This window comes from Kitasatospora sp. NPDC004289, from assembly GCF_053602875.1.
Window position 1 is genome coordinate 158,055 of sequence record NZ_JBSGEL010000010.1, and the last position, 25,888, is coordinate 183,942.

General features: G+C 74.2%; 21 protein-coding genes and 1 tRNA gene. 10 read left to right on the forward strand and 12 right to left on the reverse strand.

The window, feature by feature from the left end; all coding sequences use genetic code 11:
• Positions 1–161: 161 nt before the first annotated feature.
• Entirely contained in the window at positions 162–809 is a 648-nt protein-coding gene (gene snpA / locus ACWEPF_RS09835) for a snapalysin (protein ID WP_345286760.1), read from the forward strand.
• Between the two features lie 66 nt (positions 810–875).
• Here snpA and ACWEPF_RS09840 read toward each other — a convergent pair whose 3' ends face one another.
• From ACWEPF_RS09840 to ACWEPF_RS09850, 3 genes are all read right to left on the reverse strand, one after another.
• Positions 876–2,942, reverse strand: coding sequence for a SpoIIE family protein phosphatase (locus ACWEPF_RS09840; protein WP_452172159.1), 2,067 nt, complete (start codon positions 2,940–2,942; stop codon positions 876–878).
• 300 nt (positions 2,943–3,242) lie between these two features.
• A complete protein-coding gene (locus ACWEPF_RS09845) occupies positions 3,243–4,064 on the reverse strand; it encodes an SDR family NAD(P)-dependent oxidoreductase (RefSeq protein WP_345286756.1) in 822 nt (273 codons plus the stop codon).
• A gap of 166 nt (positions 4,065–4,230) precedes the next feature.
• On the reverse strand, positions 4,231–7,611 hold the full coding sequence (locus ACWEPF_RS09850; RefSeq protein WP_452172160.1) for a hypothetical protein: 3,381 nt from the start codon (positions 7,609–7,611) through the stop codon (positions 4,231–4,233).
• Positions 7,612–7,746: 135 nt separating this feature from the next.
• Here ACWEPF_RS09850 and ACWEPF_RS09855 point away from each other — a divergent pair, with 135 nt between their 5' ends.
• Complete coding sequence (locus ACWEPF_RS09855) at positions 7,747–8,397, forward strand: LysE family translocator (RefSeq protein WP_452172161.1); 651 nt, start codon at positions 7,747–7,749, stop codon at positions 8,395–8,397.
• Entirely contained in the window at positions 8,397–9,386 is a 990-nt protein-coding gene (locus tag ACWEPF_RS09860; RefSeq protein ID WP_452172162.1) for a hypothetical protein, read from the forward strand. Before ACWEPF_RS09855 ends, ACWEPF_RS09860 begins: the two co-directional genes overlap by 1 nt.
• 16 nt (positions 9,387–9,402) lie before the next feature.
• On the opposite strand, the gene ACWEPF_RS09865 is transcribed toward ACWEPF_RS09860, so the two are convergent.
• A complete protein-coding gene (locus ACWEPF_RS09865; protein WP_452172163.1) occupies positions 9,403–10,758 on the reverse strand; it encodes an SDR family oxidoreductase in 1,356 nt (451 codons plus the stop codon).
• 24 nt (positions 10,759–10,782) lie between these two features.
• Positions 10,783–10,855, reverse strand: a tRNA-Ala gene (locus ACWEPF_RS09870).
• 160 nt (positions 10,856–11,015) lie between these two features.
• On the opposite strand from ACWEPF_RS09870, the gene ACWEPF_RS09875 reads away from it, so the two are divergent.
• The 3 genes from ACWEPF_RS09875 to ACWEPF_RS09885 all read left to right on the forward strand — a co-directional run bounded on the left by ACWEPF_RS09875 (position 11,016) and on the right by ACWEPF_RS09885 (position 13,116).
• Positions 11,016–11,972, forward strand: a complete 957-nt coding sequence (locus ACWEPF_RS09875; RefSeq protein WP_452172164.1) for an aldo/keto reductase — start codon at positions 11,016–11,018, stop codon at positions 11,970–11,972.
• Positions 11,973–12,057: 85 nt separating this feature from the next.
• A complete protein-coding gene (locus ACWEPF_RS09880; RefSeq protein WP_452172165.1) occupies positions 12,058–12,552 on the forward strand; it encodes a flavoprotein in 495 nt (164 codons plus the stop codon).
• Positions 12,553–12,612: 60 nt separating this feature from the next.
• Positions 12,613–13,116 (forward strand): peptidylprolyl isomerase, encoded by a 504-nt coding sequence (locus ACWEPF_RS09885; RefSeq protein ID WP_452172166.1) that lies wholly within the window; start codon positions 12,613–12,615, stop codon positions 13,114–13,116.
• 57 nt (positions 13,117–13,173) lie between these two features.
• On the opposite strand, the gene ACWEPF_RS09890 is transcribed toward ACWEPF_RS09885, so the two are convergent.
• The 4 genes from ACWEPF_RS09890 to ACWEPF_RS09905 all read right to left on the reverse strand — a co-directional run bounded on the left by ACWEPF_RS09890 (position 13,174) and on the right by ACWEPF_RS09905 (position 17,388).
• Positions 13,174–15,156, reverse strand: coding sequence for a TerD family protein (locus tag ACWEPF_RS09890; protein WP_452172167.1), 1,983 nt, complete (start codon positions 15,154–15,156; stop codon positions 13,174–13,176).
• A 209-nt stretch (positions 15,157–15,365) separates the two neighbouring features.
• The gene (locus tag ACWEPF_RS09895) at positions 15,366–15,959 is read right to left on the reverse strand and encodes a GNAT family N-acetyltransferase (RefSeq protein ID WP_452172168.1); all 594 of its coding nucleotides are present in this window, start codon (positions 15,957–15,959) and stop codon (positions 15,366–15,368) included.
• Positions 15,960–16,044: 85 nt separating this feature from the next.
• Positions 16,045–16,716, reverse strand: coding sequence for a nitroreductase family protein (locus ACWEPF_RS09900; RefSeq protein ID WP_345286780.1), 672 nt, complete (start codon positions 16,714–16,716; stop codon positions 16,045–16,047).
• Positions 16,717–16,782: 66 nt separating this feature from the next.
• Positions 16,783–17,388, reverse strand: a complete 606-nt coding sequence (locus ACWEPF_RS09905; protein WP_452172169.1) for a helix-turn-helix domain-containing protein — start codon at positions 17,386–17,388, stop codon at positions 16,783–16,785.
• An 84-nt stretch (positions 17,389–17,472) separates the two neighbouring features.
• On the opposite strand from ACWEPF_RS09905, the gene ACWEPF_RS09910 reads away from it, so the two are divergent.
• Positions 17,473–19,176 (forward strand): FAD-dependent oxidoreductase, encoded by a 1,704-nt coding sequence (locus ACWEPF_RS09910; RefSeq protein WP_452172170.1) that lies wholly within the window; start codon positions 17,473–17,475, stop codon positions 19,174–19,176.
• 129 nt (positions 19,177–19,305) lie between these two features.
• Here the strand turns inward: ACWEPF_RS09910 and ACWEPF_RS09915 are convergent, their stop codons facing one another.
• Positions 19,306–20,943, reverse strand: a complete 1,638-nt coding sequence (locus ACWEPF_RS09915; RefSeq protein ID WP_452172171.1) for an ABC-F family ATP-binding cassette domain-containing protein — start codon at positions 20,941–20,943, stop codon at positions 19,306–19,308.
• Positions 20,944–21,223: 280 nt separating this feature from the next.
• Between ACWEPF_RS09915 and ACWEPF_RS09920 the strand changes: the two genes are divergently transcribed.
• The 3 genes from ACWEPF_RS09920 (at position 21,224) to ACWEPF_RS09930 (ending at position 23,549) form a co-directional block, all read left to right on the forward strand.
• Positions 21,224–22,843 carry an ATP-binding cassette domain-containing protein gene (locus ACWEPF_RS09920; RefSeq protein WP_452172172.1) on the forward strand — a complete coding sequence of 540 codons (1,620 nt, stop codon included), beginning with the start codon at positions 21,224–21,226 and terminating at the stop codon, positions 22,841–22,843.
• Positions 22,844–22,917: 74 nt separating this feature from the next.
• The gene (locus tag ACWEPF_RS09925) at positions 22,918–23,175 is read left to right on the forward strand and encodes a hypothetical protein (protein ID WP_345286790.1); all 258 of its coding nucleotides are present in this window, start codon (positions 22,918–22,920) and stop codon (positions 23,173–23,175) included.
• The gene (locus ACWEPF_RS09930) at positions 23,172–23,549 is read left to right on the forward strand and encodes a toxin Doc (protein ID WP_345286792.1); all 378 of its coding nucleotides are present in this window, start codon (positions 23,172–23,174) and stop codon (positions 23,547–23,549) included. Before ACWEPF_RS09925 ends, ACWEPF_RS09930 begins: the two co-directional genes overlap by 4 nt.
• A 36-nt stretch (positions 23,550–23,585) precedes the next feature.
• Here the strand turns inward: ACWEPF_RS09930 and ACWEPF_RS09935 are convergent, their stop codons facing one another.
• Positions 23,586–24,275, reverse strand: coding sequence for a hypothetical protein (locus ACWEPF_RS09935; protein WP_452172173.1), 690 nt, complete (start codon positions 24,273–24,275; stop codon positions 23,586–23,588).
• A gap of 104 nt (positions 24,276–24,379) precedes the next feature.
• On the reverse strand, positions 24,380–25,888 hold a 1,509-nt coding region (locus ACWEPF_RS09940; RefSeq protein WP_452172174.1), incomplete at its 5' end, for a carbohydrate binding domain-containing protein.

The window sequence follows — 25,888 nt, forward strand, 5'->3', positions numbered from 1 at the left end:
ATGACACTTGCTGTCAAGCCGGGTGATAGTCCGGTGCTATCTCCGGCTGCCATCATCCGCAGCCCCGGGCCGGTGGCCGAAGCTCTTGGGCACAGCGCAATCCCCCACGCCAAGTCGGCTGCCCCACAGGTGACTTGGCCCCAGGAACTGGAGTCCCCCGCATGCAGCGCTCCATGCTCTCGCTCGCCGCGGCCGCCGCCCTCGCCCTCACCGGCCTGGCCGCCCCGGTCGCAGTGGCCGCACCCGCGCAGCCCTCCGTCGCCCAGTACGCCGGTTCTGCGGCCGAGCAGGCCGACGTCAAGGCCTTCTACGAGGCCGTGATGACCTCGGCGCTGGCCCGGCAGGCGGCCAACCCGTACCTGGCCGCGGTCACCGTGACCTACAACGCCACCTCCGCGCCGACCTTCAAGAACCAGATCGCCAACTCCACCTCGATCTGGAACAGCTCGGTCACCAAGGTCCAGCTGCGCGCCGTCACCGGCACCGCGGACTTCAAGTACTACGAGGGCAACGACTCCCGCGGCTCCTACGCCTCCACCAACGGCCACGGCAGCGGCTACATCTTCCTGGACTACCGCCAGAACCAGCAGTACAACTCCACCCGCGTCACCGCCCACGAGACCGGCCACGTGCTCGGCCTCCCGGACCACTACTCCGGCCCGTGCAGCGAGCTGATGTCCGGTGGCGGCCCCGGCACCTCCTGCACCAACCCCTACCCGAACGCCGCCGAGAAGAGCCGGGTGAACCAGCTCTGGGCCAACGGCCTGGCCGCGTTCAACGCCCAGCAGGCCGCGAAGGCCGCTCGGTGAGCAGGTAGTTGACGTCCGAGGGCCCGGCCTCCGTGCGGTGAGGCCGGGCCCTCGGCATGCCCGCGCTCAGTTCCGCGAGGCCAGCAGCAGCGCCACGTCGTCCGCCCGGTGGGCGGAGTGCCGGGCCTCGCGCAGCAGTTGGTCGGCGAGGCGGTCGAGGTCGGCGGCCGGCCGGTGGGCCAGGGCGCTGCGCAGGCGGTCCAGGCCCTGGTCGATCGGTGCGCCCGGCCGCTCCACCAGACCGTCGGTGAACAGCGCGAGCACCGCCCCCGGCGCCAACTCCAGCTCCGTGCACGGGTACTCGGCCCCGGGATCGACCCCGAGCAGCGGGCCGCCGGGCAGCTCCAGCAGCTCGGTGCGGCCGTCCGGGTGTCGCAGCAGCGGCGGGACGTGGCCCGCCCGCACCGCCCTGGCCCGGCCGGTGGCCGGGTCGAGCCGCAGCAGCAGACAGCTGGCCAGCAGGCCCGGATCGAGGTCCAGCAGCAGTCGGTTGGTCCTGGTCAGGACCTCGCCGGGGGACCCCTCGGTGCCCGCGAACGCCCGTACCGCACTGCGGAGTTGGCCCATCGTCGCGGCGGCCCCGACGCTGTGCCCCTCGACGTCCCCGATCACCAGCGTGACGCAGCCGCCGCCCGCGATCGCGTCGTACCAGTCCCCGCCGATCTCCATCCCCCGGGTGCCCGGCAGGTAGCGCGCCGCCACCGCCAGGCCCGCGACCCGCGGCAGCCGGTGCGGCAGCAGCGCCTGCTGCAGGCCCCGGGCCAGCGCGAACTCGGCGTCGTACAGCCGCGCCCGGTCCAGGGCCTGGGCGATCAGCCCGCCCAGTGCCGTCAGCACCGCGCGCTCCTCGCTGCCGAACACCTTGGGCCGCTCGAAGCCCAGGATGCAGCTGCCCACCGGGAGCCCCGAGGCGACCAGCGGCAGGAAGGCCCAGGCCCCCATCTCGTCCTGGCTCAGGCCCGGGTAGGCCGCCTGCAGCTCGTGGGCCGACTCGAAGAAGACCGGGGCCCCGCTGCTGAACACCTCCGCACCCGGCACCCGGGCCCGCACCGGGATGCCCTCGAAGGGCTCCAGGAAGCCGTCCGGGTACCCCGACTGCGCGATCAGGTGCATCCGGCCGCCGCGGGCCAGGTAGAGCGCCAGCTCCTGGCCGCCGAACCCGGGCAGGATCTGGTCGATCACGCAGTCGCAGACCTCCTTGACCGTCACGGCCTCGGTGAGCGCGCTGGCCAGCTGGAGCAGGTGGTAGGTGGCGCCGAGGCTGGCCGGGGTGGGTGCGGGTGCGGCCGCCGGGGGAGCGGTGGTGGCGGACGCGGGGGAGCCGGGCGGGTTGGCCGGGGTGATCCGGACCGTCAGGCCGGACGGGTCCGGGTAGAGCGAGAAGGCCAGCCAGTGCCCGGGCGGACGCAGCGCCAGGAAGGCGGTCGGCTGCTGGGCCAGCATCGCGGCCCGGTAGCGGTCCTCGTAGGCCGGCTCGGCCAACCACGGCAGGACCGACCAGGGCTGACGGCCGATCAGCTCCTCCCGGCCGGTGTCCAGCAGCAGCTCGGCGCCGCGGTTCAGATAGCTGACCCGGGCGTCCGGATCGAGCCCCACCACCCCGTCGCGCAGCCGCTCCACCGCAGCCGCGGCCGGGTGCGGGGCCCCCTCGGCGGTGACGGTCAACGGCGTCTCCGGCGGGCCGGGCGGATCGGCGGCGATCGCCGCCGCCAGCCGGTTGGCCGCCGCCCTGAGCTGCCGGCGGGCACCCGGCGGAGGGGTGTACCCGGCGGGCCAGACCACCGCCAGTACGCCGAGGGGGTGACCGTCGGCGCTGACCGGGGTGCAGGCGAAGGCCTGCAGGTGCGGCAGGCCGAGCGCCACCCGGGGGTAGCGCCGCATGGTCTCCTCCGGGTCGGTGAGCATCACCGTCCGCCCGGTCCGAAACGCCTCCGAGGCGGGCAGCGGCGCCGCCACCGACAGGTGCCGGAAGCCGCTCAGCAGCTCCACCGGCACGCCCGCCACGGCACTCAGCACCAGCCCCCGGCGGTCGGCCGAGGGCAGGTAGAGCACGCTCCCGTACGCCGAGGTCGCGCGGACCGCCCGCCGCAGCGCCTCGGCGAGCACGGCCTCGTCGGCCAGACCCTGGCGCATGCTCTTTCTGTACGCCGCCCCCAGGGGGGTGTCAAACCAGGGAACCCGGGCGGAGGCGCTCACCCCGGGCAGCGGGTGGTGGTCACCCCGGGGGCGCGGGGCTCTCCGCGCGGTGGGAGGGAAGTGGTCACCCCGGGGGCGCGGGGAACTGCGCGGGGCGGGAGGACGAGACCCGTGTGCCGGGTACGGGGGCTCACCTGCAAGTGGATCTCCGTACCCGGCACACGGGTCTGCTTCTTCCGATTCGCGCAGTTCCTCGCGCCCCTGACCGCCCTCCGGGCGGTCCGAGGGCGGTGGGGGTCAGGTGAGGGTGGTGAGGGCCGCCGCCGCGGTGAGTTCGGTGCGGGCGGCCTCTTCGACGTGGGAGAGGTAGGCGTAGGCGTCCGAGCCGATCGGGATCCGGACGGGGGTCTGCTCGGCGGCGACGATCCGCAGGACCAGGGTGGCGAAGTCGGCCGGGCGGCCGATCTCCGGCAGGTCCTCCATCTGCCGCATGGCGGCGAGCATCGGGTCCACCGTCTCCCGGTAGGCGTCGATCCGGTGGGCGGTCTCGTTCACCGAGGCGCCGTAGTGGGTGGCGAAGCCGCCGGGCTCGACGGCGGTGACCCGGATGCCGAAGCCGGCGACCTCGGCGGCGAGCACCTGGCTCATGCCCTCCAGCGCGTACTTGCCGGTGACGTACGCCCCCAGCCCGGGGATGCCCATCCGTCCGGCCAGCGAGGAGACGTTGACGATGTGTCCGGAGCCGCGCTCGCGCATCCCGGGGAGCACCTCGCGGACCAGCCGCCAGGGCCCGACCACCAAGGTCTCCAGCTGGTCGCGGAGCTCCTGGTCGCCGACCTCCTCGACCGCGCCGAAGAGCCCGTAGCCGGCGTTGTTGACCAGGACGTCGATCCCGCCGAGCCGGTCCTCGGCCAGCGCCACGGCCTCCGTCACCTGGGCCTGGTCGCGGACGTCCAGGGCGGTGGTGAGCAGCCGGTCCGGGTGGCGCTCCCTCAGCTCCTCCAGGGTGGCCGGCTTGCGGGCGGTGGCCAGGACGGTGTCGCCGGCCGCCGCGACCGCCTCGGCCAGTGCCAGGCCGAGGCCAGACGAACATCCGGTGATCAGCCAACGCCGTGCCATGGGCTCCCCCTCGCGTCTGTGGTGACGGCCACGCTCCCAGATCCGGGGCCGGGGCGCTCCGGTTCCGTCCGCCCCGACGGAGGCGAGCGGAAGCGCGCGGGGGGCGCCCACCGGCGAGCCGGAAAGCGCCCCCGATGCGAACGGTTCCGCGCGCGCCCGGCCCGCGTCACTCCGTCGCGGTGAAGAGGTCCAGCGCCCCGTCCCGGACGTCCGCGGCCGGATGGCCGCGCAGTGTCCGGAGCAGGTCCCGCCACTCGCCTGGCCATCCGTGGCGCCGGCCGAAGACGGTGGTGAGGCCGAGCGCCTGGAGGCCGGAGCGGTGGCCGCCCCGCGCGGCCAGCTGCCGGACCACGGCCGCCACCGCCGACGGATCCTCCGGCATCAGCGCCGTGCGCCGCTCCCGGGAGAGCGCGTCCGCGCAGCGCAGGGCCAGGGCCGGCCGTCCCGCACAGGCCTCCTCCAGATCGGCCAACCTCCCTGCGAGCACAGCCGGTTCGTCCCTGAGGTCCACCAGGGCGAGCAGCAGCCCGACCCGTAGCGGGGGCTCCTGCCCGAGCAGGTCGGCCAGCGCGGTCACGGTCTCCCGCTGCCAGGGCCGGTCCGGCTGGGGGAGCGAGGTGACCAGCTCCCGCAGGCGCTGCCGGGCCGGGAGGTCGCGGTCCGCCGCAGCGTCCGCGGCCCCGGGAACGCCCGGCGCGCCACCGGGTGCGGCCCGGCCCTCCCGGTCGGCGGTGAGCAGCGCGGTGACGGTGCGGTGCAGCACGCTGCCCGGCGCGGCCCCGCCCAGCGGGTGCGGCTGCCCGTTCCAGGCCAGCGCGACGGTGGCCCGGACGGCGGCCCGCCAGCTGGTCCGCAGGTCCGGGTCGGCCACCAGGTCCGGGAGCAGCCCGGCCAGTTCGGGGGCGAACCCGGCCCAGCGCGGGAGGCTCTCCAGCCCGGCGGTGGCGACCTCCGGTTCGGTGCTGCGGCAGACCCGGCCGATCAGCGCGGCGTACCGGGCGCGGTGCGCCGCGGCGAGCTGCCAGGGGCCCACCCGGACCAGGGCCTGCTGCGCCTGGGCGGGGCCCTCGGCGGCCTGTTCGAGCAGCTCCCAGGCCTCTGGACGCTCCGTCAGCCCGGTCGCGGCCCCGATGGCGGCGGCCAGCGCGTCCGGGTGCTGACCGGGCGTCAGGGCGGCGGTGCGCAGCAGGGCGATCGCCCGGGCCGGCGGCAGGTGGGCGGCGGCCAGCCGGACGGCCTCCTTGCGGGTGGTCACCTTGCCCTCGGTGGTCAGCGGGGCGAGCCGGCGTTCGAGCTCCTCGGGGCGGACGTGGCGGGCGGCCCGGGCGGCGGAGTACATCGCGACCCGGGCCCGGTCGCCGTCCACCCGGGCGAGCAGCGGGGCGAGCGCCCCGGCCGGATCGTCGGCCCAGGGCAGCGCGGCGAGCGCGGCCTCGGCGAGCACCACCTCGGCGGAGTCCAGGTGCGCGAGTGCCAGCAGTCGGCCGTGCACCGGGACGCCCCGGGCCGCGGCCAGCGCCGAGGCCCGCTGGTGGACCGGCTGGGTGGTGTCGGCCACCGTGCCGGCCGCGAGCCGGGCGGCGGCCTCCTGCTGACGGGGCGACCAGCGCCCGGCCCGCTCCAGCGGCGGCAGCGGTGCCCGGGTGCCGCGGGGAAGGAAGCGCCCGTACGGCGGGACGGCGGCCAGCAGCGGGTCGAGCAGGTCGGTCCGACGGGTGGTCAGCACCGCCAGCACCGGCGGCAGTACGGCGGCCGAGGGGTCGAGCCGGAGCACGTGCTCCACCCGGCCGTCCCGGGTGGCCCGGTCGTCCAGCCAGTACCGCACGGCGGTGCGGAAGGCGGCGTCGTCGGAGTGCTCCAGCGCGTCGGCCAGCAGGGCCTGGAGCTCGGGCATCCGGTGCGCCCGGCGGCCGAGCGAGCCGGTCAGGGCGAACAGCAGGCGGTGGTGCGGGCCGGGGGCCTCGGCCAGCAGCCAGGGGCGCAGCGCGGCGAGGACCTGGAGCTCCTGGCCCCGGCGCAGGGTGTGCTCCAGCGGGCCGAGGTCGGCGCCGCCGAAGTGCCCTGCGAGCTGCTGAAGGGTGGTCAGCGACCACTCCAGCAGCGGCGATCCGGCCTCGGTGGCGTTCTCCCTGAGCACGCCGACGGCCAGTCTCCGCAGGGCGGTCCTGGTCTGCTGGGAGCAGTCCCGGGCCGTGAGCGCGTCGGTGACCACCCGGCCCAGTGCGGTCACGTCGGCCGGGGCGAAGAGGCGGGGGTGCAGCTCGGCCAGCGCGCCGAGCGCGGCGGAGCGTACCGGGTCCTGCTCGTTGCGCAGCCGGTCGAGCAGCGGCAGCAGCCGGGCCAGGTCCGCCGGGTCGCCGGAACCGCCCGCGTTGGCGATCAGCAGTGGCCAGGCCTGGGCGCGCTCCTCCGCGGCCGGGCGGCGGGTGGCGGCCAGCAGTTCGGCGCCCACCTCGGCGACGGGCAGCCGGGCGCGCATGGCCAGCACGCCGAGCCGGCTCTGCCCGGCCGCCTCCCGCCGGTCGGCCTCGGCGCGCGCCCAGGCGTGGCGGCGCTCGCGCGGCAGCAGGTCGAGCTCGGTGAAGCGGGTGAGCTCCAGGCCCTTGGTGGCGGTCTCGAAGAAGGCGCCCCGGCGGCTCGGAGGCAGCGCGCGCAGCAGGGCGAGGAACAGCTGGGGCTGCTCGTACCAGCGGCGGCCGAGCTCGCCGAGCGAAGGGGGATCGGCCCGGACCAGACGCCGCACCAGCGAGCGGGACGGCTGGTGCACCAGGGGCCGTGCGGCCCGGGCCGGGTCGAGCAGCCAGCGGACCACCCGCTCCGCGTCCAGCGCGACCAGCAGACCGAGCTGCCCAGCCACCTGCCGGGGCAGCGCGCCCGGGCCGTACCGCTCCAGCAGCGTGAGCACCCGGGCCGGGTCGACGGGCAGCACGGCGGCCACCGCGTCCGCCCGCCACTGCCACCAGGCGTCACGCAACTGCTGGGTGCGGTCCGCGAGTTCGCGCTCGGCACGGTCGAGGAACAGGGTGGGGTGACGGCGGGCCAGCCGGGCCGGGCCGTTGCCCGCGTGGGCCAGCTCCGGCAGCAGCCGGGCGACCGTCGCGGGGGAGCAGGCGGGCAGCAGCCGGGCCGCCTCGTCCTCTCCCCACTGCGCGCGCACCCGGTCCACCATGCGGTCGGCCAGCTCCGTCCGCCGTCCGGCCAGCACCGCCTCGGCCAACCGGCCGCGCTCCACGGAGGCGGCGACCGGGTAGGCGCTCTCGATCGCGGCGTCCGGCACCAGGCCCTGCCGGACCGCGCGGACGGCGTACCGGCGCACCCCCTCGTCCCGGTCGCCCAGCCGTCCGGCCAGCCAGTCGCCCCGGCGGGTGGCCAGGGCGGCCAGGGCCGCGAGGCGCCGCTCGTAGGGCCCGCGCGAGTCCAGCCGGTCGATCAGTTCGGTGAGCCGGTGTTCCGCCAGGCAACGGGCGAAGCGGGCCACGTACGGGTCCACCTGCGGGGCGGGGAGCGGGTCGACGGCGCGGAGCAGCTGGTCGGCTATGCGGGACATGGCGCCGATTCTGCCCCGTGCGGCCGTGCCCGGACCAACGGAAAACCAGGGGCCGACGGGTGGGGGCGGGTGCCATCATGACCGGTCAACCGGCCCGGTCGGGGCCGGGAGGGACCGGAGCACCTGGAGACGAGCATGGTCAGCGGCACGGCATTGGCGGGGATCGCCCTGGTGGCACTGGGGATGGCACTGACGCCCGGCCCCAATCTGGTCTACCTGGTGTCCCGTTCGGTGCTCCAGGGCCGCCGGGCCGGACTGGTCTCGCTGGCGGGCGTCGGGCTCGGCTTCCTGGTCTACCTGGCGGCGGCGGTGGCCGGGATCGCCACCGTCTTCGCGCTGGTGCCGGAGATCTACCTGACCCTCAAGCTGCTCGGCGCCGGCTACCTGCTCTGGCTGGCCTGGCAGATGCTTCGCCCCGGCGGCCACTCCCCCTTCGCCACCCGGGAGTTGACCCCGGACCGGCCGCGCAAGCTGTTCACCATGGGCTTCGTCACCTGCCTGCTCAACCCCAAGATCGCCATCCTCTACGTCTCGCTGCTGCCGCAGTTCATCGACCCGGAGCGCGGCGGGGTGGCCGTGCAGAGCTTCGCCCTCGGCCTCACCCAGATCGTGGTCTGCCTGGCCAGCGACGCCGCCTTCGTCATCACCGCCGGTTCGGTCGCGGCCTTCCTGACCCGCCGCCCGACCTGGCAGCGCGTGCACCGCTACGCCATGGGCACCGCCCTGGCCGCCTTCGCCGTCCGGCTCGCCGCCGACCGCTCCCGGGCCGTGGTGGCCGCGCCGTGATGGGTGCCGGGGGCGACCAGGCACGGATCGACCCGCGCGTCGTCGAGGAGCTGCGTTACCTGCTGACCCTGGCGCCGGCCGAAGTCCGTGTGGAGGTCGGCGCGTTCCTCGGGGTCGGGCTCGGCGAGCCGACGGACCCGGACGGCGAGCAGGGCCAGGTGGATTGGCGGCTGGCGACCACCTCCCACCTGCTGCCGTGGGGGGCTGCCCGGTGGTGGATGCTCCGGGAGGACTCGCCCGAGCTCAACCGAATGCTCCGCGAGCGCCAGCGGCTGTCGCCGGGGGTGGTGGCGGACGTCCGGGACGGACTGCCGTTCGGTCCGGGCCGCACCGCACCGCTGCCGGTGCTCCCCAGGCGGGGTCGGTTCCTCGAGCGCGAGCCGGTGCCGCGCCCGGCCGAGGAGCTGATCGCCCGACTGCGGGCGGCCCGGGGCTCCCGGACGTTGAACGGCGCGCGGGTCGCGGCCGGTGAACTCCGCCGGGCCGACTGGCCGTTGGTGGTGGCGGCGCACGCGGCCGAGCCGCTGCCCGGTCGCGCCCGGTGGGCGCTGGCCGAGCAGTTCGAGTGCCCGGCGGAGCTCCGGGCCGCCTTCGGCACCCACTCGGTGTACGAGCGGCGGCTGCGCGAGACCGGGGTGACCACCACCTGCGCGGAGCTGGTGGAGCGTCAGGGGCCCGCGCACACCACGCTGCGGGTCCTCGGTGCCGGACGGTGGCTCTTCCCGACCGAGCTGGCTCCGGTCGAGGGGGAGCTCCGTCCGCTGGTGGAGCGGCACTTGGGGGACCGGCCGGAGGCGTGGGCCGCGGCGGCGCGGATGCTGCCGGTGTACCGCGGCACGGTGGGCGCCCTGCTGGCCACCGCCGGAGCGGCCCGGCCGGGGGAGGCCGTGGTGGCGACCCCGCCCGTTCCGCCCGTTCCGGTTCAGGAGCCCGCGACGGCCGCGTCGAGGCGCGGTGGTCTGCTGGGATGGCTCTTCGGGGCGGCGTGACGGAGCGTCCGGAGGGCTACCAGGCGGCTTCCCGGTAGTCCTTCAGGAAGACGCCGGAGTACGGCTCACCGGACTCGCCGCGGACGATCGGGTGGTAGACCCGCGCCGCGCCGTCCACCACGTCCAGCGGGGTGCGGAAGCCGTGGCCGGCCATCCGGGCCTTCTTCGGGGCCGGGTTCTCGTCGGTGATCCAGCCGGTGTCCACCGCGCACATGTGCACGCCCTGCCCGGCGAGTTCGGCCGCACTGGTGCGGGTGAGCATGTTGAGCGCGGCCTTGGCCATGTTGGTGTGCGGATGGCCGCCGGTCTTGTTGCGGACCTCGAAACGGCCCTCCACGGCGGTGACGTTGACCACGTAGCGGCGCGGGTGCGGCGAGGCCAGCAGCAGCGGCAGCAGCCGGTCGCAGAGCAGCGCCGGGGCGAGGGAGTTGACCAGCTGGGTCTCCAGCACCTCGGCCGGGTCGAGCTCGCCGAGCCGGGCCGACCAGGAGTTGGCGGGCGCGGTGTCCGGCAGCAGCCCGGCCTCGTCCGCCTCGGGCAGCACCACGCCCGCCAGGTGACGTGTGGTCAGTTCGGCGGCGGGCCAGGCGGCGGTCAGCGCGGGCATCGGCCGGAAGCCGGGGGCCTGCCGGACCGGTGCCCCGGGCGGCAGTGCCTCGGCCTCCCCGGCGGCCAGCAGCGCGTACGCCTCAGGCGGGCGGCGCAGGGTCTGCGCGGCGTTGTTGACCAGGATGTCCAGCGGCCGCCCGTCCCGGCGCAGCTGTTCGCACAGGCCCAGCACCTGACGCGGGTCCCGGAGGTCGATGCCGACCACCGAGAGCCGGTCCAGCCAGTCCGCGCTGCCCTCGGCGGCCCGGAAGCGGCGCAGGGCGTCGTGCGGGAAGCGGCTGGTGACGGTCAGTTCGGCGCCGTCCCGGAGCAGCATCAGGGCCAGCTGGAAGCCGATCTTCACCCGGCCTCCGGTGAGCAGCGCGCGGCGGCCCCGCAAGTCGGTGGCCAGGGCGCGGAAGGCGGTGTTGTCGGCCGCGCAGTCCGGGCAGAGCAGGTGGTAGAAGCCGTCCAGCTGCCGGTAGGCGGTCTTGCAGACGTAGCAGTGCCGCGCCCGGTGCAGCCGTCCGGCGGGGGAGCCGGTGCGCTCGGGCAGCGGGGCGTCCTCACGGCGGGTCAGGCCGCCGGTCGCGGTGCCGGCGGTCAGGACGGCGTCGGCGGCGGTCCGGGCCCGGCGGCGGAGCTTGCGGCTCTCGCGGAGGAAGGAGTCGCTGTTCCGCTCGGCCCGCAGCCGCGCCGGGTGGTCCACCGGGAGCCCGCGCAGGCGGCCGAGGGTCCGCTCGAAGGCGGCCAGCTCCTGCTCCGTCAACTCGTCCTGCTGCACAGCCCCGTACCCCTCCTGGAACCCGCGAGGCGGCCGGATTCGAACCGACCTCCTCCTTCATGCCATGAAGGCGCGACTGCCTCTGCGCTACGCCCCGCGGTCCGCGCATGCTAGCTGGTGGGGGCGGCTGGGTGCACGCGAATATGCCCGGTGAGTGTGCGAACTGACGGATCCGGCGAGGCGGTCTTGACCCGGAGTGCACTTCGAGGGGCAGGGTAGGCGACGCACGATCAGCCACACCGGAGGAGAGGACAAGCATGCGCAACACCACGCTGGGAGCCGGGGGCCCCGAGGTCGGCGTGATCGGACTCGGGTGCATGGGCATGACCTGGGCGTACGACCCGAACGGACGGGACGACGCGACCTCGGTGCGGGTCCTGCGCGAGGCGCTGGACCTGGGCGTGACCTTGATCGACACGGCGGACGTCTACGGGCCGTTCGACAACGAGGAGTTGGTGGGCAAGGGCCTGAGCGGCGAGTACCGCGAGCGGGCCGTGCTGGCCACCAAGGTCGGCCTGGTGACCGGCCTCGGCGGGGCCCGGGTCGGCACCGACGGGAGGCCCGAGCACGTCCGCGCCTCCATCGACCAGAGCCTGCGCCGCCTCGGCACCGAGTACGTCGACCTCTACCAGCTGCACCGGGTCGACCCGGCCGTCCCGGTCGAGGAGACCTGGGGCGCGATGGCCGAGCAGGTCGCGGCCGGCAAGGTGCGGCGGCTCGGGCTGTCCGAGGTGACGGTGGAGCAGATCCAGCGCGCCCAGGCCGTCCACCCGGTCACCTCCGTGCAGTCCGAGCTCTCGCTCTGGACCAGGGACGCGCTGGCCGAGGTGCTCCCGTACACGGAGGCCAACGGCATCGCCTTCCTGCCCTTCTCCCCGCTCGGCCGCGGCTTCCTGGCAGGCCGCTTCGGCTCCACCGCCGACCTCCCGGCCGACGACTGGCGCTCCACCCTCCCGCGCTTCCAGGCCGACGCGCTGGCCGCCAACCAGGCGCTGGTGGAGACCGTCCGCCGGATCGCCGCCCGGCACGACGCCACCCCGGCCCAGGTCGCCCTCGCCTGGGTGGTCGCGCAGGGCAGCCTGGTCATCCCGATCCCCGGCACCAAGACGCCCAAGTACCTGGCCGACAACGCCGGTTCCGCGGACCTCGCGCTCACCGCCGAGGACCTCGCCGAGCTCGACGCCCTCCCGGCGCCGGTCGGCTCCCGCTACTGATCCGCCCTCAGCCCTGTGAGGCCCGGCCGCCCCTCCGGGGTGGCCGGGCTTGCTCCGCTCCACCCCCGCGCGCTTGCATGGGCGGATGCCCCCACGCGTCCTCTACCTGTTCGGCACCGCCGCCTTCCCCGTGCTCGGCGTACGCACCGTCATCGAGCAGGCCCAGGCCCGCGGCTGGGACGTCTGCCTCGGTCTGACCCCGACCGCCGCCGACTGGCTCCGGCCCGAGATCCCGGCCCTCACCGAGCTCACCGGCCACCTGGTGAAGAGCCGCTACCGCCGCCCCGGCGAACCCGACCTGCTGCCCCCGCCCGACGCCATCCTGTTCGGCCCGGCCAGCTTCAACTCGCTCAACTCCCTCGCCCTCGGCCTCACTTCCTCCTGGGTCGTCGGCTACACCGCCGAGGCCCTCGGCAAGGGCGTCCCGGTCACCGTGCTGCCCTGCGTGAACGACGCCCTCGCCGCCCACCCGCAGTACCCCCGCAGCCTCGCCACCCTCCGCACGGCCGGCGCCCGCATCCTCACCTCCGGCGACGACCTGCCATGGTCCGAGGCCCTGGACGCGGTCGGTGGCCCGTAACGGGCCGGTTCTCTCATATGCTCTCGGGGGAACAACATCCACATCACGAGGAGCAGAGCAGTGAGCGAGAACGACCTCAAGAACATCTACTTCGACGTCACCGCCGACGGCGAGGACCTTGGCCGCATCGTCTTCAAGCTGTACGACGACGTCGTCCCGAAGACCGCGAAGAACTTCCGCGAGCTGGCGACCGGTCAGCACGGCTTCGGTTACAAGGAGTCCACCTTCCACCGGGTCATCCCGGCCTTCATGCTCCAGGGCGGCGACTTCACCCGGGGCGACGGCACCGGCGGCAAGAGCATCTACGGCGAGAAGTTCGCGGACGAGAACTTCACCAAGAAGCACGACCGCCCGGGCCTGCTCTCGATGGCCAACGCCGGCCGCAACACCAACGGCTCGCAGTTCTTCGTCACCACCATCGTGACCGACTGGCTCGACGGCAAGCACGTCGTCTTCGGCGAGGTCGTCGAGGGCATGGACGTCGTCAAGGCGATCGAGGGCTTCGGCAGCCAGTCCGGCCGCACCTCCAAGAAGATCGTCATCAAGGACTCCGGCACCGTCTGAGCCCGATGACACCCACGTCCCGGGGCCGCGCACCGCACGGCCCCGGGACGGGGATCGTCACCGGCCCGGACGGGAGTCCAGGGCCGCGACGACGGTGGAGTGGAACCTCTCGACCGCGGTGTCCACGCTGCGGATGAAGCCGGACTCGGCGTTGCCACGGGTGTTGCCGACGCTCTTCACGAGGGAGAGGCGGAAGCCCGTGGGACGGGAGCCGTCCTTCGGGAGGAGGTCGCCGGGCTCGGGACGCAGGCGCTCCAGGGTGCCGCGCGGGCCGGGGGACGCGCCGTCGGTGAGCGTCTCGACGTGCAGGTCGGCCGGGGCGTCGGCGAGCTGCTTGACCAAGCGCTTGGCGAGGCTGAGGGGGTAGCCCTGGTCGGGGGCGGGGATCTCGACCGAGGTGCGGAGCTTCCCGGCACGCAGGTCCGCGACGATCGTCAGGTTCCCCGGGGCCTCGTCGATCCGGATCTCGGCCTGCAGGCGCCCCTCGGCGGCCAGCCGGTCGGCGGAGGCGGTGAGACGGCTGAGTGCGTCCTCGCCGCGACGGGCCCGCTTGACCACCGGGAGGACGCGGACACCGAGTTCGCCGCCGAGTTCGAGGCAGACCTGCCGGGTGAGGCGCTCCCAGCTCTCGACCACCTGGACGGCCCGCGGGTCGCCGGGGGTCAGGAGGTCGGCCTCGATCTCCTTGCGCACCGGCACCCAGGCCGGGCCCATGTTCTGGAAGCCGTGGCAGCCCGAGTTCTCGTGCTGGAGGTAGTGCAGCAGCTCCTGGAGCAGCCAGGCGTGCGCCTGGTCCTTGACGCCCTCGTGGCGGATCAGCATCTTCGCCTGGTGGGTGACCTCGGCCCAGGAGAGGTGCCAGAGACCGACCTTGTGCTTGCGGCGGCCGTCTATCTTCACGGTGACCAGCGGACGGCCCTCCAGGGCGACGTCGTTGGAGATCGTGATGACGGCTTCGTAGCCCCGGCGGGCGGCGATGTCCATGTAGTCCTGGACCTGCTCGGTCTTCAGGGGATTGCCGTTGGTCTTGCACTCGACCAGGGCCGTCCACAGCTTCCCGGCGCGCTCGACCCGGATCACGCCGTCGGGGCGCTTCGGGGTCTCCCCGTGCGGGAGTTGGACCTCGGTGAAGGTCTCCATCCGCCCGGCCGGAGCGCCGAAGGCCGCGGTGAGGCGGCGGCCGAACTCGGGCACCTGGGCCATCACGGAGAGCAGGACGGAGGTGGCCCGGACCTCGCGCTCGTGGTCGTTCTTGAGCGAGGTCGCGGGGAAGAGACGGGCCGCGTGCCAGGAGTCGTTCTCGGCGAGGGACTTCTTGGGCTCCTTGGGCAGCGTCACCTTCTTGCGGGCGGTCCGCAGCCGCTTGGCGGCCGGGGCCGGGGCCGGGCCGGACGGTGCCTCGGTGGCGGTGGCGGTGGCGGTGGCGGCGGGCGGCAGCTCCTCCGCAGGGGTGGCCGCGGGCTCGTCCAGCGGAGCCGGCGGCAGCTCCTCGGCGGCGCTGTCGTCCTCCTCGATGTCGATGCCGAAGTCGGTGGCCAGTCCGGCCAGTCCGGTGTCGTAGCCCTGGCCGATGGCGCGGAACTTCCACTCGCCGGCCCGGCGGTAGATCTCGCCGAAGACGAAGGCGCTCTCGGTGTCGGCGTCCTCGATCGCGAAGGCCAGCAGCTGCTCGCCGGAGGCGTCGGCGAGCCCGAGGCGAAGGTCCTCCAACTGACCGAAGGCGGCCCGCTGGTGACGGCTCGCCGCGATCACGATCCGGTCGACGGCGTCGGGCAGGACGGAGAGGTCGAGCTGGATGCGGTCCTCGGTGCCGCGCTCCGTCAGGTGCTGGCCGAGGAGCTGGACGCTGCCGTCCGCGGCCGCCGGATTGTTGTAGAAGAAGAAGTCGCCGTTGCTCCGGACCTTGCCGTCCGGCGTGAGGAGCAGCACGGAGACGTCGGCGTCGCCCTCGCCGGTGGGGCTGCTCCAACCGAGACTCACGATGAACGAGTCGAGTTCGGTCGTCAGGGCGCTCAGGCTGACGTTGGCGCCTTTGAGCATGTCGTGCACGGTTGGGTCCCCCCGGGGAGCCGAGCCACCTCTGGACATGGGAGTGGCCTGAGAAGAGTGGGATGCGCCGACGGCATGTGACTGATCGGCAGCTGGAGCCTACTCTTGTGCGGCTTCCGTGAAGAGGGGATCGACGGGATCCGTGCGTGCGCCATCCGTCGCAGGTGGGGGCAGGGGTGCCGCCCCCACCTGGCGGGGGGTCAGGATTCCTTGGTCCAGATGAGCTTGCGGCCGGTCTCGGCGGGGGCGGTGGGGGTGTAGTCCACCGTGCGGTCGAGGTGGTAGCCGAGGCGGCGGGGGATGGCGGCGCTGAGGTGGTTGGCCTCGTCGCAGCGGATCTCGACGCGGGTGATGCCCGGGAGGGTGAGGGCGGCTTCGGTGAGGGCGGCGGCGGCGTTGGTGGCGATGCGGCGGCCGGTGTGGGCGGCGGAGACCCAGTAGCCGATCTCCAGGGCGCCGGGGCCGATCCGGCCGTGCAGGCCGAAGGCGCCGACCACGCTGCCCGGGTCCTCGTCCAGGCCAGCCAGGTACATGAAGTCGGTGCCGTCCTCCCAGGCGGTGATGCCGGCCAGGGCGAGCTCGCGGGTGTGCTCGGGGGTGGGGGCGGAGACCGCCCACTCCATCCAGGGGCTCAGGTGGTCGAGGTTGGCCACGGTGGCCTCGTTGAGACGGTCCGAGTCCGCGAGGGTGCGGCGGCGCAGGTGGACGCCGTCGGGGAGGGCGATCAGCTCCGGCGGGCGGCCGGTGGTGAGGGGGGCGGGTGCGGGGGCGGCTTCGGGGGTGGTCTCGCTCATGCGCGGATTATGCCTCCCCTTTACCGCCCCCGACCATGGGGTTTCTCGCTGAACGGACCCCGGTGCCGGTATTCCGGACGGACTGTCAGAGTCGGACCAGGACCTCGTCGAGTGGCTTGCGGTGGAGGTCGGGCACCCGCGCGCCCTCGGCCGGGTAGCCGACCGGGATGACGTACGCGGCGCGCTCCTCCTGGGGGCGGTCGCAGACCTCGTTGAGGAACTTCATCGGGCTCGGGGTGTGGGTCAGGGTGGCGAGTCCGGCCTGGTGGAGGGAGGCGAGCAGGAAGCCGACCGCGATGCCGACCGACTCCTTGGTGTAGTAGGGCCGGGGTGAGTCCGGGCCCTTGTGGACCTCGAAGACGACGATCACGGCCGGGGCGTCCTCGAGGAAGGGCTTGTGCCAGTCGGTGCCGATCGGGGCCAGCGCGGCGAGCCACTCCTCGGAGGCGCGGTGGTCGTAGAACTCGCGCTCCTCGGCCTCGGCGGCCTCGCGCAGGCGCCGCTTGCGCTCGGGGTCGGTGATCACGACGAAGCGCCAGGGCTGGACGTGCGCGCCGCTGGGCGCGGTGGAGGCGGTCCGGATCGCCCAGTCGATCACCTCCTCGGGGATCGGCCGGGTCGAGTAGTCGCGGACGGTGCGGCGCTGGTCCATCACCTCGTGGAAGGCCTGGGTGCGGGCGGCCGCCTCGTGGGCGGGCACGGTCATGGGGTGGAGCGGCACGGTGGGGTGGGTGGCCGCTTCGGTGCTGTCAACCATGGCGCACAGCACAGCACATGACGGGGTGTCGGGGGAAGGTCTGGACCACAGCCGTTCCGGAGCGGTTCAGTCGGCGCGGGCGGCGCCCTGGGCGGGGCGGGCCCGGACGTGCATCCGCTCGCCCTGGGAGCCGAACAGGCTGAGGAACTCCACCGGCTGGTCGCCCGCGTTGGCGAAGGCGTGCGGGGTGCGGGTGTCGAACTCGGCGGCCTCGCCGGCCTTGAGGACCAGGTCGTGCTCGCCGAGGTGCAGCCGGAGCCGGCCGGAGAGCACGTAGAGCCACTCGTAGCCCTCGTGGGTGCCCTGTTCGACCGGGGTCCCTGCGGGCGAGGGCGTGCGGTCCGGGGGGATGACCATCTTGTAGGCGTGCATCCCGCCGAGGTTCCTGGTCAGCGGGATGAAGGTGCGGCCGTGCCGGGTGAACGGGCGGGCGTGGATGCGCGGGTCGCCGGTGGCGGGGGCGCCGACCAGCTCGTCCAGCGGCACCCCGTACGCCTGGGCCAGCGGGAGCAGCAGCTCCAGGGTGGGCTTGCGCTGGCCGGACTCCAGCCGGGAGAGGGTGCTCACCGAGATGCCGGTGGTCTCGCAGAGCTGGCTCAGGGTGAGGTCGCGGGCCTGGCGCAGCGCCCGCAGGCGGGGGCCGACGGCGGTCAGCACGGGTTCGAAGTCCATCCGTCCATTTGCTGCTTCGGCAAGGTTCTTTGTCAATCGGACGGGGCCGGGTGCAGGCTCGGGGACGTGGAAGGGAGGCCCGAGATGGCACGGGAGACGAGGTCGGAGACCGAGCCGGGTACGGAACGGTACGACGTGGTGGTGGTCGGCGGCGGTGCGGCCGGCCTGAGCGGGGCGGTGACGCTGGCCCGGGCCCGGCGCTCGGTCCTGGTGATCGACGAGGGCCGCCCGAGGAACGCCCCGGCGGACGGGGTGCACGGCTACCTCGGCCGCGAGGGCACGCCGCCCGGCGAGCTGGTGGCGGCCGGACGGGAGGAGCTGCGCGGCTACGGCGGCCTGGTCCGGCAGGGCACGGCGGTGGCGGCGGAGCGCCGGGCGGACGGTTTCGTGGTCCGGCTGGCGGACGGCGGGGAGGTGGCGGCGGCCCGGCTGCTGGTGACCACCGGCCTCGCCGACGGGCTGCCGGAGCTGCCCGGGCTGGCCGCGCAGTGGGGGCGGGGCGTGCTGCACTGCCCGTACTGCCACGGCTGGGAGGTCCGGGACGATGAGATCGGGGTGCTCTCGACCGGCCCGTTCGCAGTGCACCAGGCGCTGATGTGGCGTCAGTGGAGCGAGCGGATCACCCTCTTCCGGCACACCGGGCCCGAGCTCGACGCGGAGCAGCGCGAGCAGCTGGCGGCGCGGGGCGTGGTGGTGGTCGAGGGAGAGGTGACCGAGGTGGTCAGCGGGGCGGACGGGCGGATGTTCGGGCTCCGACTGGCGGACGGGCACGTGGTGCCGTGCCGCGCGATGACGGTCACCACCCGGCTGGCCGCCCGCGGCGGAGGGCTGCTGGAGTCGCTCGGCCTGGAGGCGGTGGAGCAGGAGCGGGACGGTCACGTCTTCGGCACCCACTTCGCGGCGGACCCGGTGGGCGCGAGCGCCGTGCCCGGGGTCTGGCTGGCGGGGAACGTGACGGGGCTGATGGACCAGGTGGTGGCCGCCGCGGCGGCCGGCGTACGGGCCGGGGCGGCGATCAACGCCGACCTGACGGCCGAGGAGACCAGCCGCGCGGTCGCGGCGTACCGAGCGGGACGAGAGGGAGAGCACGGCATGGGCGAGCACGGACACGGACACGGTCACCAGCACGGGCACGGGCAGCAGCACGGGCAGGGCGGGGCGGCGGTGGAGGAGTTCTGGGACGGCCGCTACGGCGAGAGCGAGCGGATCTGGAGCGGGAACCCGAACCCGACGCTGGTCCGGGAGGCGGCGGAGCTGACCCCCGGCCGGGCGTTGGACCTGGGCTGCGGCGAGGGTGCGGACGCGCTCTGGCTGGCCGAGCGCGGGTGGACGGTGACGGCGACCGACGTCTCGAAGGTGGCGCTGGAGCGGGCCGCGGAGCACGCGGCGGCGGCCGGGCCGGAGGTCGCGGCGCGGATCGACTGGCAGCGGCACGACTTCGGGGTCTCGTTCCCGGAGGGCGAGTACGAGCTGGTCTCGGCGCACTTCCTGCACTCGCCGGTCGACGTGGAGCTGGACCGGGAGGCGATCCTGCGGTCCGCGGCGGCCGCGGTGGCCGTCGGCGGCGTTCTGCTGGTCGTCGGGCACTACGAGCACCCGTCCTGGGCGCAGGACCGGCACCCGGGGATGGTCTTCCCGACTACGGACGAGGTGCTCGCGGCCCTTCGACTGCCGGACGGGGACTGGACGGTGGAACGCAGCCAGCTGGAGCCCCGGGACTTCCCGGCCCCCGACGGCACCCCGGGCACCCGGACCGACAACCTGCTCAGGGTCCGCCGCGTACGGTAGTCGCCACCCCAGGGGCGCGACGAACTGCGCGCTGTGGAAAGGCAGCACCTGCAACTGGCTGACGGTGCTTCAGTTGCCGGTGGGCCGCCTTCCGACCCGCGCAGTTCCTCGCGCCCCCGGGGTCACCCCTCAGAGCTCGGTGACGCGGCCGTCGGCGACCTGGAGGCGGCGGTTGACGGTGACGGCGTCGAGCATGCGGCGGTCGTGGGTGACCAGCAGGAGCGTGCCCGTGTAGGAGGCGAGGGCCGACTCCAACTGCTCGATGGCGGGCAGGTCGAGGTGGTTGGTGGGCTCGTCCAGCACCAGGAGGTTGACGCCGCGGCCCTGGAGGAGGGCCAGGGCCGCGCGGGTGCGTTCGCCGGGGGAGAGGGTGTCGGCGGGGCGCAGGACGTGGGCCGCCTTGAGGCCGAACTTGGCCAGCAGGGTGCGGACCTCCTCGGGGTTGGCGTCCGGGACCGCCGCCTGGAAGGCGTCGAGCAGCGGCTCGCCGCCGAAGAACAGCCCGCGCGCCTGGTCCACCTCGCCGACCAGGACGCCGGATCCCAACACCGCGCTGCCGTCGGTGAGTTCGAGCCGGCCGAGCAGGGCCGCCAGCAGGGTGGACTTGCCCGCGCCGTTGGCGCCGGTGATGGCGACCCGGTCCGCCCAGTCGATCTGGAGGTCGACCGGGCCGAAGGCGAAGTCGCCGCGCACGGCCTTGGCGCCGCGCAGGGTGGCCACCACCGAGCCGGAGCGCGGGGCGGAGGCGATCTCCATCCGCAGCTCCCACTCCTTGCGGGGCTCGTCGACCACCTCCAGGCGGTCGATCATCCGCTGCGTCTGGCGGGCCTTGGCGGCCTGCTTCTCGGTGGACTCGGTGCGCATCGCGCGCCCGATCTTGTCGTTGTCGTTCGACTTGCGGCGGGCGTTGCGGACGCCGTTCTCCATCCAGCCGCGCTGCATCCGGGCCCGGGCCTCCAGTCCGGCCTTGGTGTCGGAGTACTCCTCGTACTCCTCGCGGGCGTGCCGGCGGGCGACCGCCCGCTCCTCCAGGTAGGACTCGTAGCCGCCGCCGAAGTGGTTGACCTGCTGCTGGGCGAGGTCCAGCTCCAGCACCCGGGTGACGGTGCGGGTGAGGAACTCGCGGTCGTGGCTGATCAGCACGGTGCCGGCGCGCAGGCCCTTGACGAAGGTCTCCAGCCGCTCCAGGCCGTCCAGGTCCAGGTCGTTGGTGGGCTCGTCGAGCAGGAAGACGTCGTAGCGGGAGAGCAGCAGCGAGGCCAGTCCGGCCCGGGCGGCCTGGCCGCCGGAGAGGGCGGTCATCGGCAGGTCGAGGCTGATCTTGAGGCCGAGCGAGTCGGCCACCTCCTCGGCCCGCTCCTCCAGGTCGGCGCCGCCGAGGTCCAGCCAGCGGTCCAGGCTGGTGGCGTAGTCGTCGTCGGCGCCGGGGCGGCCCTCGACCAGGCCCTCGGTGGCCTCGTCCAGCGCGGCCTGGGCGGCGGCCACACCGGTGCGGCGGGCCAGGAACCCGCGGACCGACTCGCCCTCGCGGCGTTCCGGCTCCTGCGGCAGGTGGCCGACGTTGGCGGTGGGCGGGCTCAGCTTGAGCGAGCCGCCCTCCGGGGCGGTCAGCCCGGCCAGCAGCTTGAGCAGGGTCGACTTGCCCGCACCGTTGACCCCGACCAGCCCGATCACGTCGCCGGGGGCGACGACCAGGTCCAGGCCGGAGAAGAGGATGCGGTCGCCGTGGCCGGCGCTCAGGTCCTTGACTACGAGAGTGGCACTCATGATGCGGCCGATTTTACGGGGCCCGCGGGCGCCCTCCGAATAATCCGTTGCGGGCCCCGCCGGGCGGCTCCTACGGTGGTCCCCGGCTCGCAAGCAATCCCAAGACTGGAGAAGGCCGTTGCACTACTGAGGTCCTGAGACACCGTTCCCGCCGTGATGACGTCACCTCCGGCGGTGCGCGTGCGCGACCTCAGCGGAGTGCCCTGCCCTCGCTGCCGTGTGCCCGTATCGGTGTCTCCCGTGTGCCCATCCACCACGGCGACCATCCGGGAGGCCAACCATGGCGCAACCCACCACCGTTTCCATCCGCTGCACCGACCTCTCCTTCGAGTGGCCCGACGGCCGCAGCGTGCTGCACGACTTCCAGCTCGTGGTCGGCCCCGGCCGCACCGGGCTGATCGGCCTCAACGGGGCCGGCAAGTCCACCCTGCTGAAGCTGCTCGCGGGCGAGCTCGCCCCGACCGCCGGAAGTGTCCGCATCGGCGGCGAACTCGGCTACCTGCCACAGGACTTGACCCTGGACACCACCCAGCGGGTGGACCAGGTCCTGGGCATCCGGGAGGCCCGCGAGGCGCTGCACGCGATCGAGGCGGGCTCCGTCGAGGAGCGCCACTTCACCGCCGTCGGCGACGACTGGGACGTCGAGGAGCGCGCGCTGGCGACCCTCGCCGGGCTCGGCCTCGGCCGGCTCGACCTGGACCGCACCGTCGAGGGGCTCTCCGGCGGCGAGGCGGTGCTGCTGAACCTGGCCGCGCTGCTGCTGCGCCGCCCGGACGTGCTGCTGCTCGACGAACCCACCAACAACCTGGACCGGCGCGCCCGTTCACTGCTGTACCAGGCGGTGGAGCGCTGGCACGGGGTGCTGGTGGTGGTCAGCCACGACCGCGAGCTGCTCCAGCACGTGGACCAGATCGCCGACCTGCGGGACGGCTCCGTCACCTGGTACGGCGGCAACTTCGCCGACTACGAGCGGACGGTGGCCGCCCAGCAGGAGACCGCCGAGCGGCTGGTACGGGTGGCCGAGGCCGATGTGCAGCGGCAGAAGCGGGACCTGGTCGAGGCCCGGACCAAGCTGGACCGCAGCGCCAGCTACGGGCGGAAGAAGAGCTTCGAGCGGAACGACCCGAAGATCATCCGAGGGGCGCTCAAGCGCAAGGCCGAGGTGACCGCGGGCAAGGTCACCGGCCTGCACGAGGAGCGGCTGGCAGAGGCCAAGGAGCGGCTGACGGTGGCCGAGGAGGCCGTCCGGGACGACGCCGAGATCCGGATCGACCTGCCCCGCACGGCCGTCCCGGCCGGGCGGACGGTGCTCAGCCTGGACCGGGTGCGCCTGGTCCGGGGGCCGGCCGCGCCGGTCTCGCTGGAGCTGCGCGGGCCCGAGCGGATCGCGCTGCTCGGCGCCAACGGGGCCGGCAAGTCCACCCTGCTGCGCACGATCGCGGGGGAGGTCCCGTTCGTGGAGGGCCTGCTGGACACGCCGGTGCCGGTCCGTCACCTGCCGCAGCGGCTCGACCTGCTGGACGACTCGCTCTCGGTGGTCGGCAACGTCAAGGCCTTCGCCCCCGGGGCGGGGGACAACGCGGTCCGGGCCCGGCTGGCCAGGTTCCGGTTCCGCGGCGCCCGGGCGGAGCAGCCGGCCGGGACGCTGTCGGGCGGCGAGCGCTTCCGGGCCACCCTGGCCGCGCTGCTGCTGGCCGACCCGCCGCCGCAGCTGCTGCTGCTCGACGAGCCGACCAACAACCTCGACCTGGCGAGCGTGCGTCAGCTCACCCAGGCGCTCTCGGGGTACCAGGGGGCGCTCGTGGTCGCCAGTCACGACGTGCCGTTCCTGCGCGGGATCGGCGTCACCCGCTGGCTGGAGCTGGACGAACGGGGGCTGCGCGCGGTCGACCCGGCCTGACGGGCGGCCGCCCGGCGAGGAAGGGGTACCGGAGGCCTGTCGGCCGCCGGTACCCCTTCGGTACCATCGGGGCCATGCCTGCGCTCAACATCGAGTACACGGAGCACGAACTCGCCGCCATTCGCGAGGCGGCGGCGGCCGACGGAAAGAGCGTGAAGGCCTACGTGCACGACCTGAGCGTGCGGGAGCAGCAGCGCCGGATCTTCGTGAACCGCGCGGTGGCGTTCTGGAACGAGCACGTCGAGGAGTTCGACGCGGCCTTCCCCGAGGACGCGCCGGAGACCGGGAGTGCGGAGACCGGCAGTTCGGTGGCGGGGAGCCCGGTGGCGTGAGGACCGTGCTGCTCGTGGACATCCGGTGGCTGCTCGACGTCCAGGAGCAGGCCTACCCCGAGGACCTGACGGTGAGTGACTACTCGGCGCTCCAGGCCGCGGTGGCCCGCCACCGGGTCAACACCGCCCAGCTCGGCCACGACCCCGACCCGGCCTGGCGGGCGGCCGCGCTGATGCACACCATCGTGCAGCTGCGCCCGCTGCCGGTGCGCAACAACCTCTACGCCTGCATGACCACCGCGGCCTACATGCACGCCGCCGAGGAGGGCATCGACCCGCCCTACGGCGCCCTGGTCGAACTGGCCCGCGACGTCGCCGAATCCCGCGCCGACATCTTCGCCGCCGCCGACCGGATCAGGTCCTGGCGGATCTGACCCGGCCCGCACCCGGGGGCCGGCCGTGACACCGCGTCAGCTGCCGCCGCCACCGGTGGAGCCGCCGTGCCCGAGCGCGCCGAAGGGGATCCCGGCATGGTGGTCCTCCGGCGGAAGCGGCTTCCGCTGGAGCCGCCGGACGAACAGGTCCACCGGGACGGTGGGAGCCAGGACCTCCTGCAACTCCCGGTGCAGGGCAGCGGTGTCCGTGCCCCAGGGCAGGCGTACGGGTGCGATCCGGCCGTGCTCCAGCAGGACGGTCAGGGTCCTCGTGACGGTCCCGGGGGACGGGTCCCCGTCGTACGGTTCGACGATCGTGTGGTCGATCCGGACGTGCCGCAGGCCGGTGAGCGGCTGCGGCCGGGCCCTCCGGACGGCGCGGACGCCGCGGACCACGGTGAAGGCGGTCGGAGTGGGGGCGGGGGAGAGCCGGAGCCGGTGCACCTCCAGGAAGAGGATCGTGTAGAGGTACAGCGCCGTCATGACGACGACCGCCAGCCCGCCGGCGATCCCGGTGGTGACCAGCACCGGCCCCCACCCCGTACCCGCGAACAGCATCACCGCGGAGACCGGGAACGCGAGGAGTGCGCCGAGCCCGAACAGCAGCGGCACGGCGCACGCCGCCCGGAGGGATCCCCGGGCGGCGTGCCGGAGCGACCCGTCACCCTCCCCGAGCACCAGGTCGATCACCTCGGGGTCCGAACGGTCGATGCTTCCCGTCTTCATGACACGACGTTAGAGCGGTGCCGTGCGGCGGGGAAGGGAGCTCGGGGGGCGCACGTCCGGCGGTGCCGGCGTGGTTCGGGCCCACGGGTTCAGGCCTGCGGGGTTCAGGCCGGCAGGACCGTGACGTCGTCGCACCAGCCGTAGCCGGTGCCGCTGCGGGCGTAGCAGTAGATCCGGGCGCTGGTGGCGGACGGACCGGTGGTGAAGGTGGTGGTGCCCTGGGTGTACGTGGTGCCGGTGAAGGCGGCGCGCGTGGTGGAGCCGGCGGTGTCGTACTGCTTGACGCCGAGGGAGAGTTCGGTGCCCGCGGCGGAGACCTTGCCCCAGCCGGAGAGGCGGTAGGTGGTGTTCGGGGCGAGGGTGACGACCTGCTCGGCGGCGGCCTGGGCCGGGCCGACCTTGGCGGCGTGTGCGCCCGAGTGGGCGTTGGCGGTGTCCAGGGTGACGCCGCCGTAGGAGGTCCAGGGTGAGAGGGTGGCGTCCTCGAAGCCGGGGTTGCGGACGGCGTTCACCGGCGTGGGCGGGGTGCAGGCGGCGTCGTCGAAGGCGGAGAGCTGGGCGAAGCCCCGGTCCGGGCGGCAGACGGCGGGGACGGCGCTGCCGAAGTAGTCCCGCCCGTCGTTGCCGGCGATCGGCGAACCGGTGCGCAGAGCGGGGGAGTTGGCGGTCAGCCGGTAGTCCTCGGGGGCGGCGCCGCCGGGGTTGGCGAAGAGCGGGTCGGCGGTGGACTTCTCCGGGTCGGCGGGCTCGTTGGCCGGGTGGTTGCCGTGCAGGGTGTTGGCCTGCCAGGTGTAGTCGGCGGCGGTGTAGTTGGTGAAGCCGCCGGTGCCGAGGTTCTGGAAGACGTTGTTGGTCAGCCGGGTGACGGTGGAGCCCGAGCCGTCCTGGATGATCGCGGCGGTGGAACCGGCCGGCAGGTAGGCGGTGTTCTGGTACATGCGGGCGTTCTTCTCGCCCACCGCGTACAGCCAGCGGCTGCGGTCGTCCACGCTCAGGTTGTGGCGGACCACGGTGCCGGTGGAGCTGGAGCCCGCACCGCAGGCACCGCAGAACAGCATGAAGCCGCCCTCGTTGTGGTGGCTGTAGTTGTACTGGAAGAGGGCGTCGTTGTTGCCGTAGTCGGAGTCGAAGGCCATCCCGTCGTTGTTGTCGGCGAGGCGGCGGACGTGGTGCACCTCGTTGAACTGGACGGTGGTGGCGTCGGAGTTGATGGTCCAGATGCCGGCGTTGGATCCCATCGGGCGCATGGCGATGTCGTAGGCGGTGTTGTGCTCGACCAGCGCGTGGTCGGCGGCCCGGACCACGATGCCGTCGCCGCCGGTGTCGTTGATCGTGTTGCCGCGGAACACCAGCCGGGTGGAGGCGCGCCAGTTGACGGTGGTGCCGCAGCCGTCGCCGGTGCCGTAGGAGGGGCGGCACATCCAGGTCGAACGGTTGGTCAGGCCCTCGCGGTCGACCCGGGAGATCCGGGAGTTCTGCACCAGGACGTCGTCGAAGTTGGTGGGGGTGGCCAGGCCCGAGACCCGGAACTGGATGCCGTTGGACCACTTGGTGGCGTCGCCGTTGACGTCGTGGACGTAGAGGTCGTCGGCGAGGTAGTGGGTGCCGACGCC

Bases quoted from the DNA above. Each gene is read 5' to 3' on its own strand.
- snpA (WP_345286760.1), top strand. From the start codon at position 162: ATGCAGCGCTCCATGCTCTCGCTCGCCGCGGCCGCCGCCCTCGCCCTC.
- ACWEPF_RS09840 (WP_452172159.1), bottom strand. From the start codon at position 2,942: ATGCGCCAGGGTCTGGCCGACGAGGCCGTGCTCGCCGAGGCGCTGCGG.
- ACWEPF_RS09845 (WP_345286756.1), bottom strand. From the start codon at position 4,064: ATGGCACGGCGTTGGCTGATCACCGGATGTTCGTCTGGCCTCGGCCTG.
- ACWEPF_RS09850 (WP_452172160.1), bottom strand. From the start codon at position 7,611: ATGTCCCGCATAGCCGACCAGCTGCTCCGCGCCGTCGACCCGCTCCCC.
- ACWEPF_RS09855 (WP_452172161.1), top strand. From the start codon at position 7,747: ATGGTCAGCGGCACGGCATTGGCGGGGATCGCCCTGGTGGCACTGGGG.
- ACWEPF_RS09860 (WP_452172162.1), top strand. From the start codon at position 8,397: ATGGGTGCCGGGGGCGACCAGGCACGGATCGACCCGCGCGTCGTCGAG.
- ACWEPF_RS09875 (WP_452172164.1), top strand. From the start codon at position 11,016: ATGCGCAACACCACGCTGGGAGCCGGGGGCCCCGAGGTCGGCGTGATC.
- ACWEPF_RS09880 (WP_452172165.1), top strand. From the start codon at position 12,058: ATGCCCCCACGCGTCCTCTACCTGTTCGGCACCGCCGCCTTCCCCGTG.
- ACWEPF_RS09890 (WP_452172167.1), bottom strand. From the start codon at position 15,156: ATGCTCAAAGGCGCCAACGTCAGCCTGAGCGCCCTGACGACCGAACTC.
- ACWEPF_RS09895 (WP_452172168.1), bottom strand. From the start codon at position 15,959: ATGAGCGAGACCACCCCCGAAGCCGCCCCCGCACCCGCCCCCCTCACC.
- ACWEPF_RS09900 (WP_345286780.1), bottom strand. From the start codon at position 16,716: ATGGTTGACAGCACCGAAGCGGCCACCCACCCCACCGTGCCGCTCCAC.
- ACWEPF_RS09905 (WP_452172169.1), bottom strand. From the start codon at position 17,388: ATGGACTTCGAACCCGTGCTGACCGCCGTCGGCCCCCGCCTGCGGGCG.
- ACWEPF_RS09910 (WP_452172170.1), top strand. From the start codon at position 17,473: ATGGCACGGGAGACGAGGTCGGAGACCGAGCCGGGTACGGAACGGTAC.
- ACWEPF_RS09915 (WP_452172171.1), bottom strand. From the start codon at position 20,943: ATGAGTGCCACTCTCGTAGTCAAGGACCTGAGCGCCGGCCACGGCGAC.
- ACWEPF_RS09920 (WP_452172172.1), top strand. From the start codon at position 21,224: ATGGCGCAACCCACCACCGTTTCCATCCGCTGCACCGACCTCTCCTTC.
- ACWEPF_RS09925 (WP_345286790.1), top strand. From the start codon at position 22,918: ATGCCTGCGCTCAACATCGAGTACACGGAGCACGAACTCGCCGCCATT.
- ACWEPF_RS09935 (WP_452172173.1), bottom strand. From the start codon at position 24,275: ATGAAGACGGGAAGCATCGACCGTTCGGACCCCGAGGTGATCGACCTG.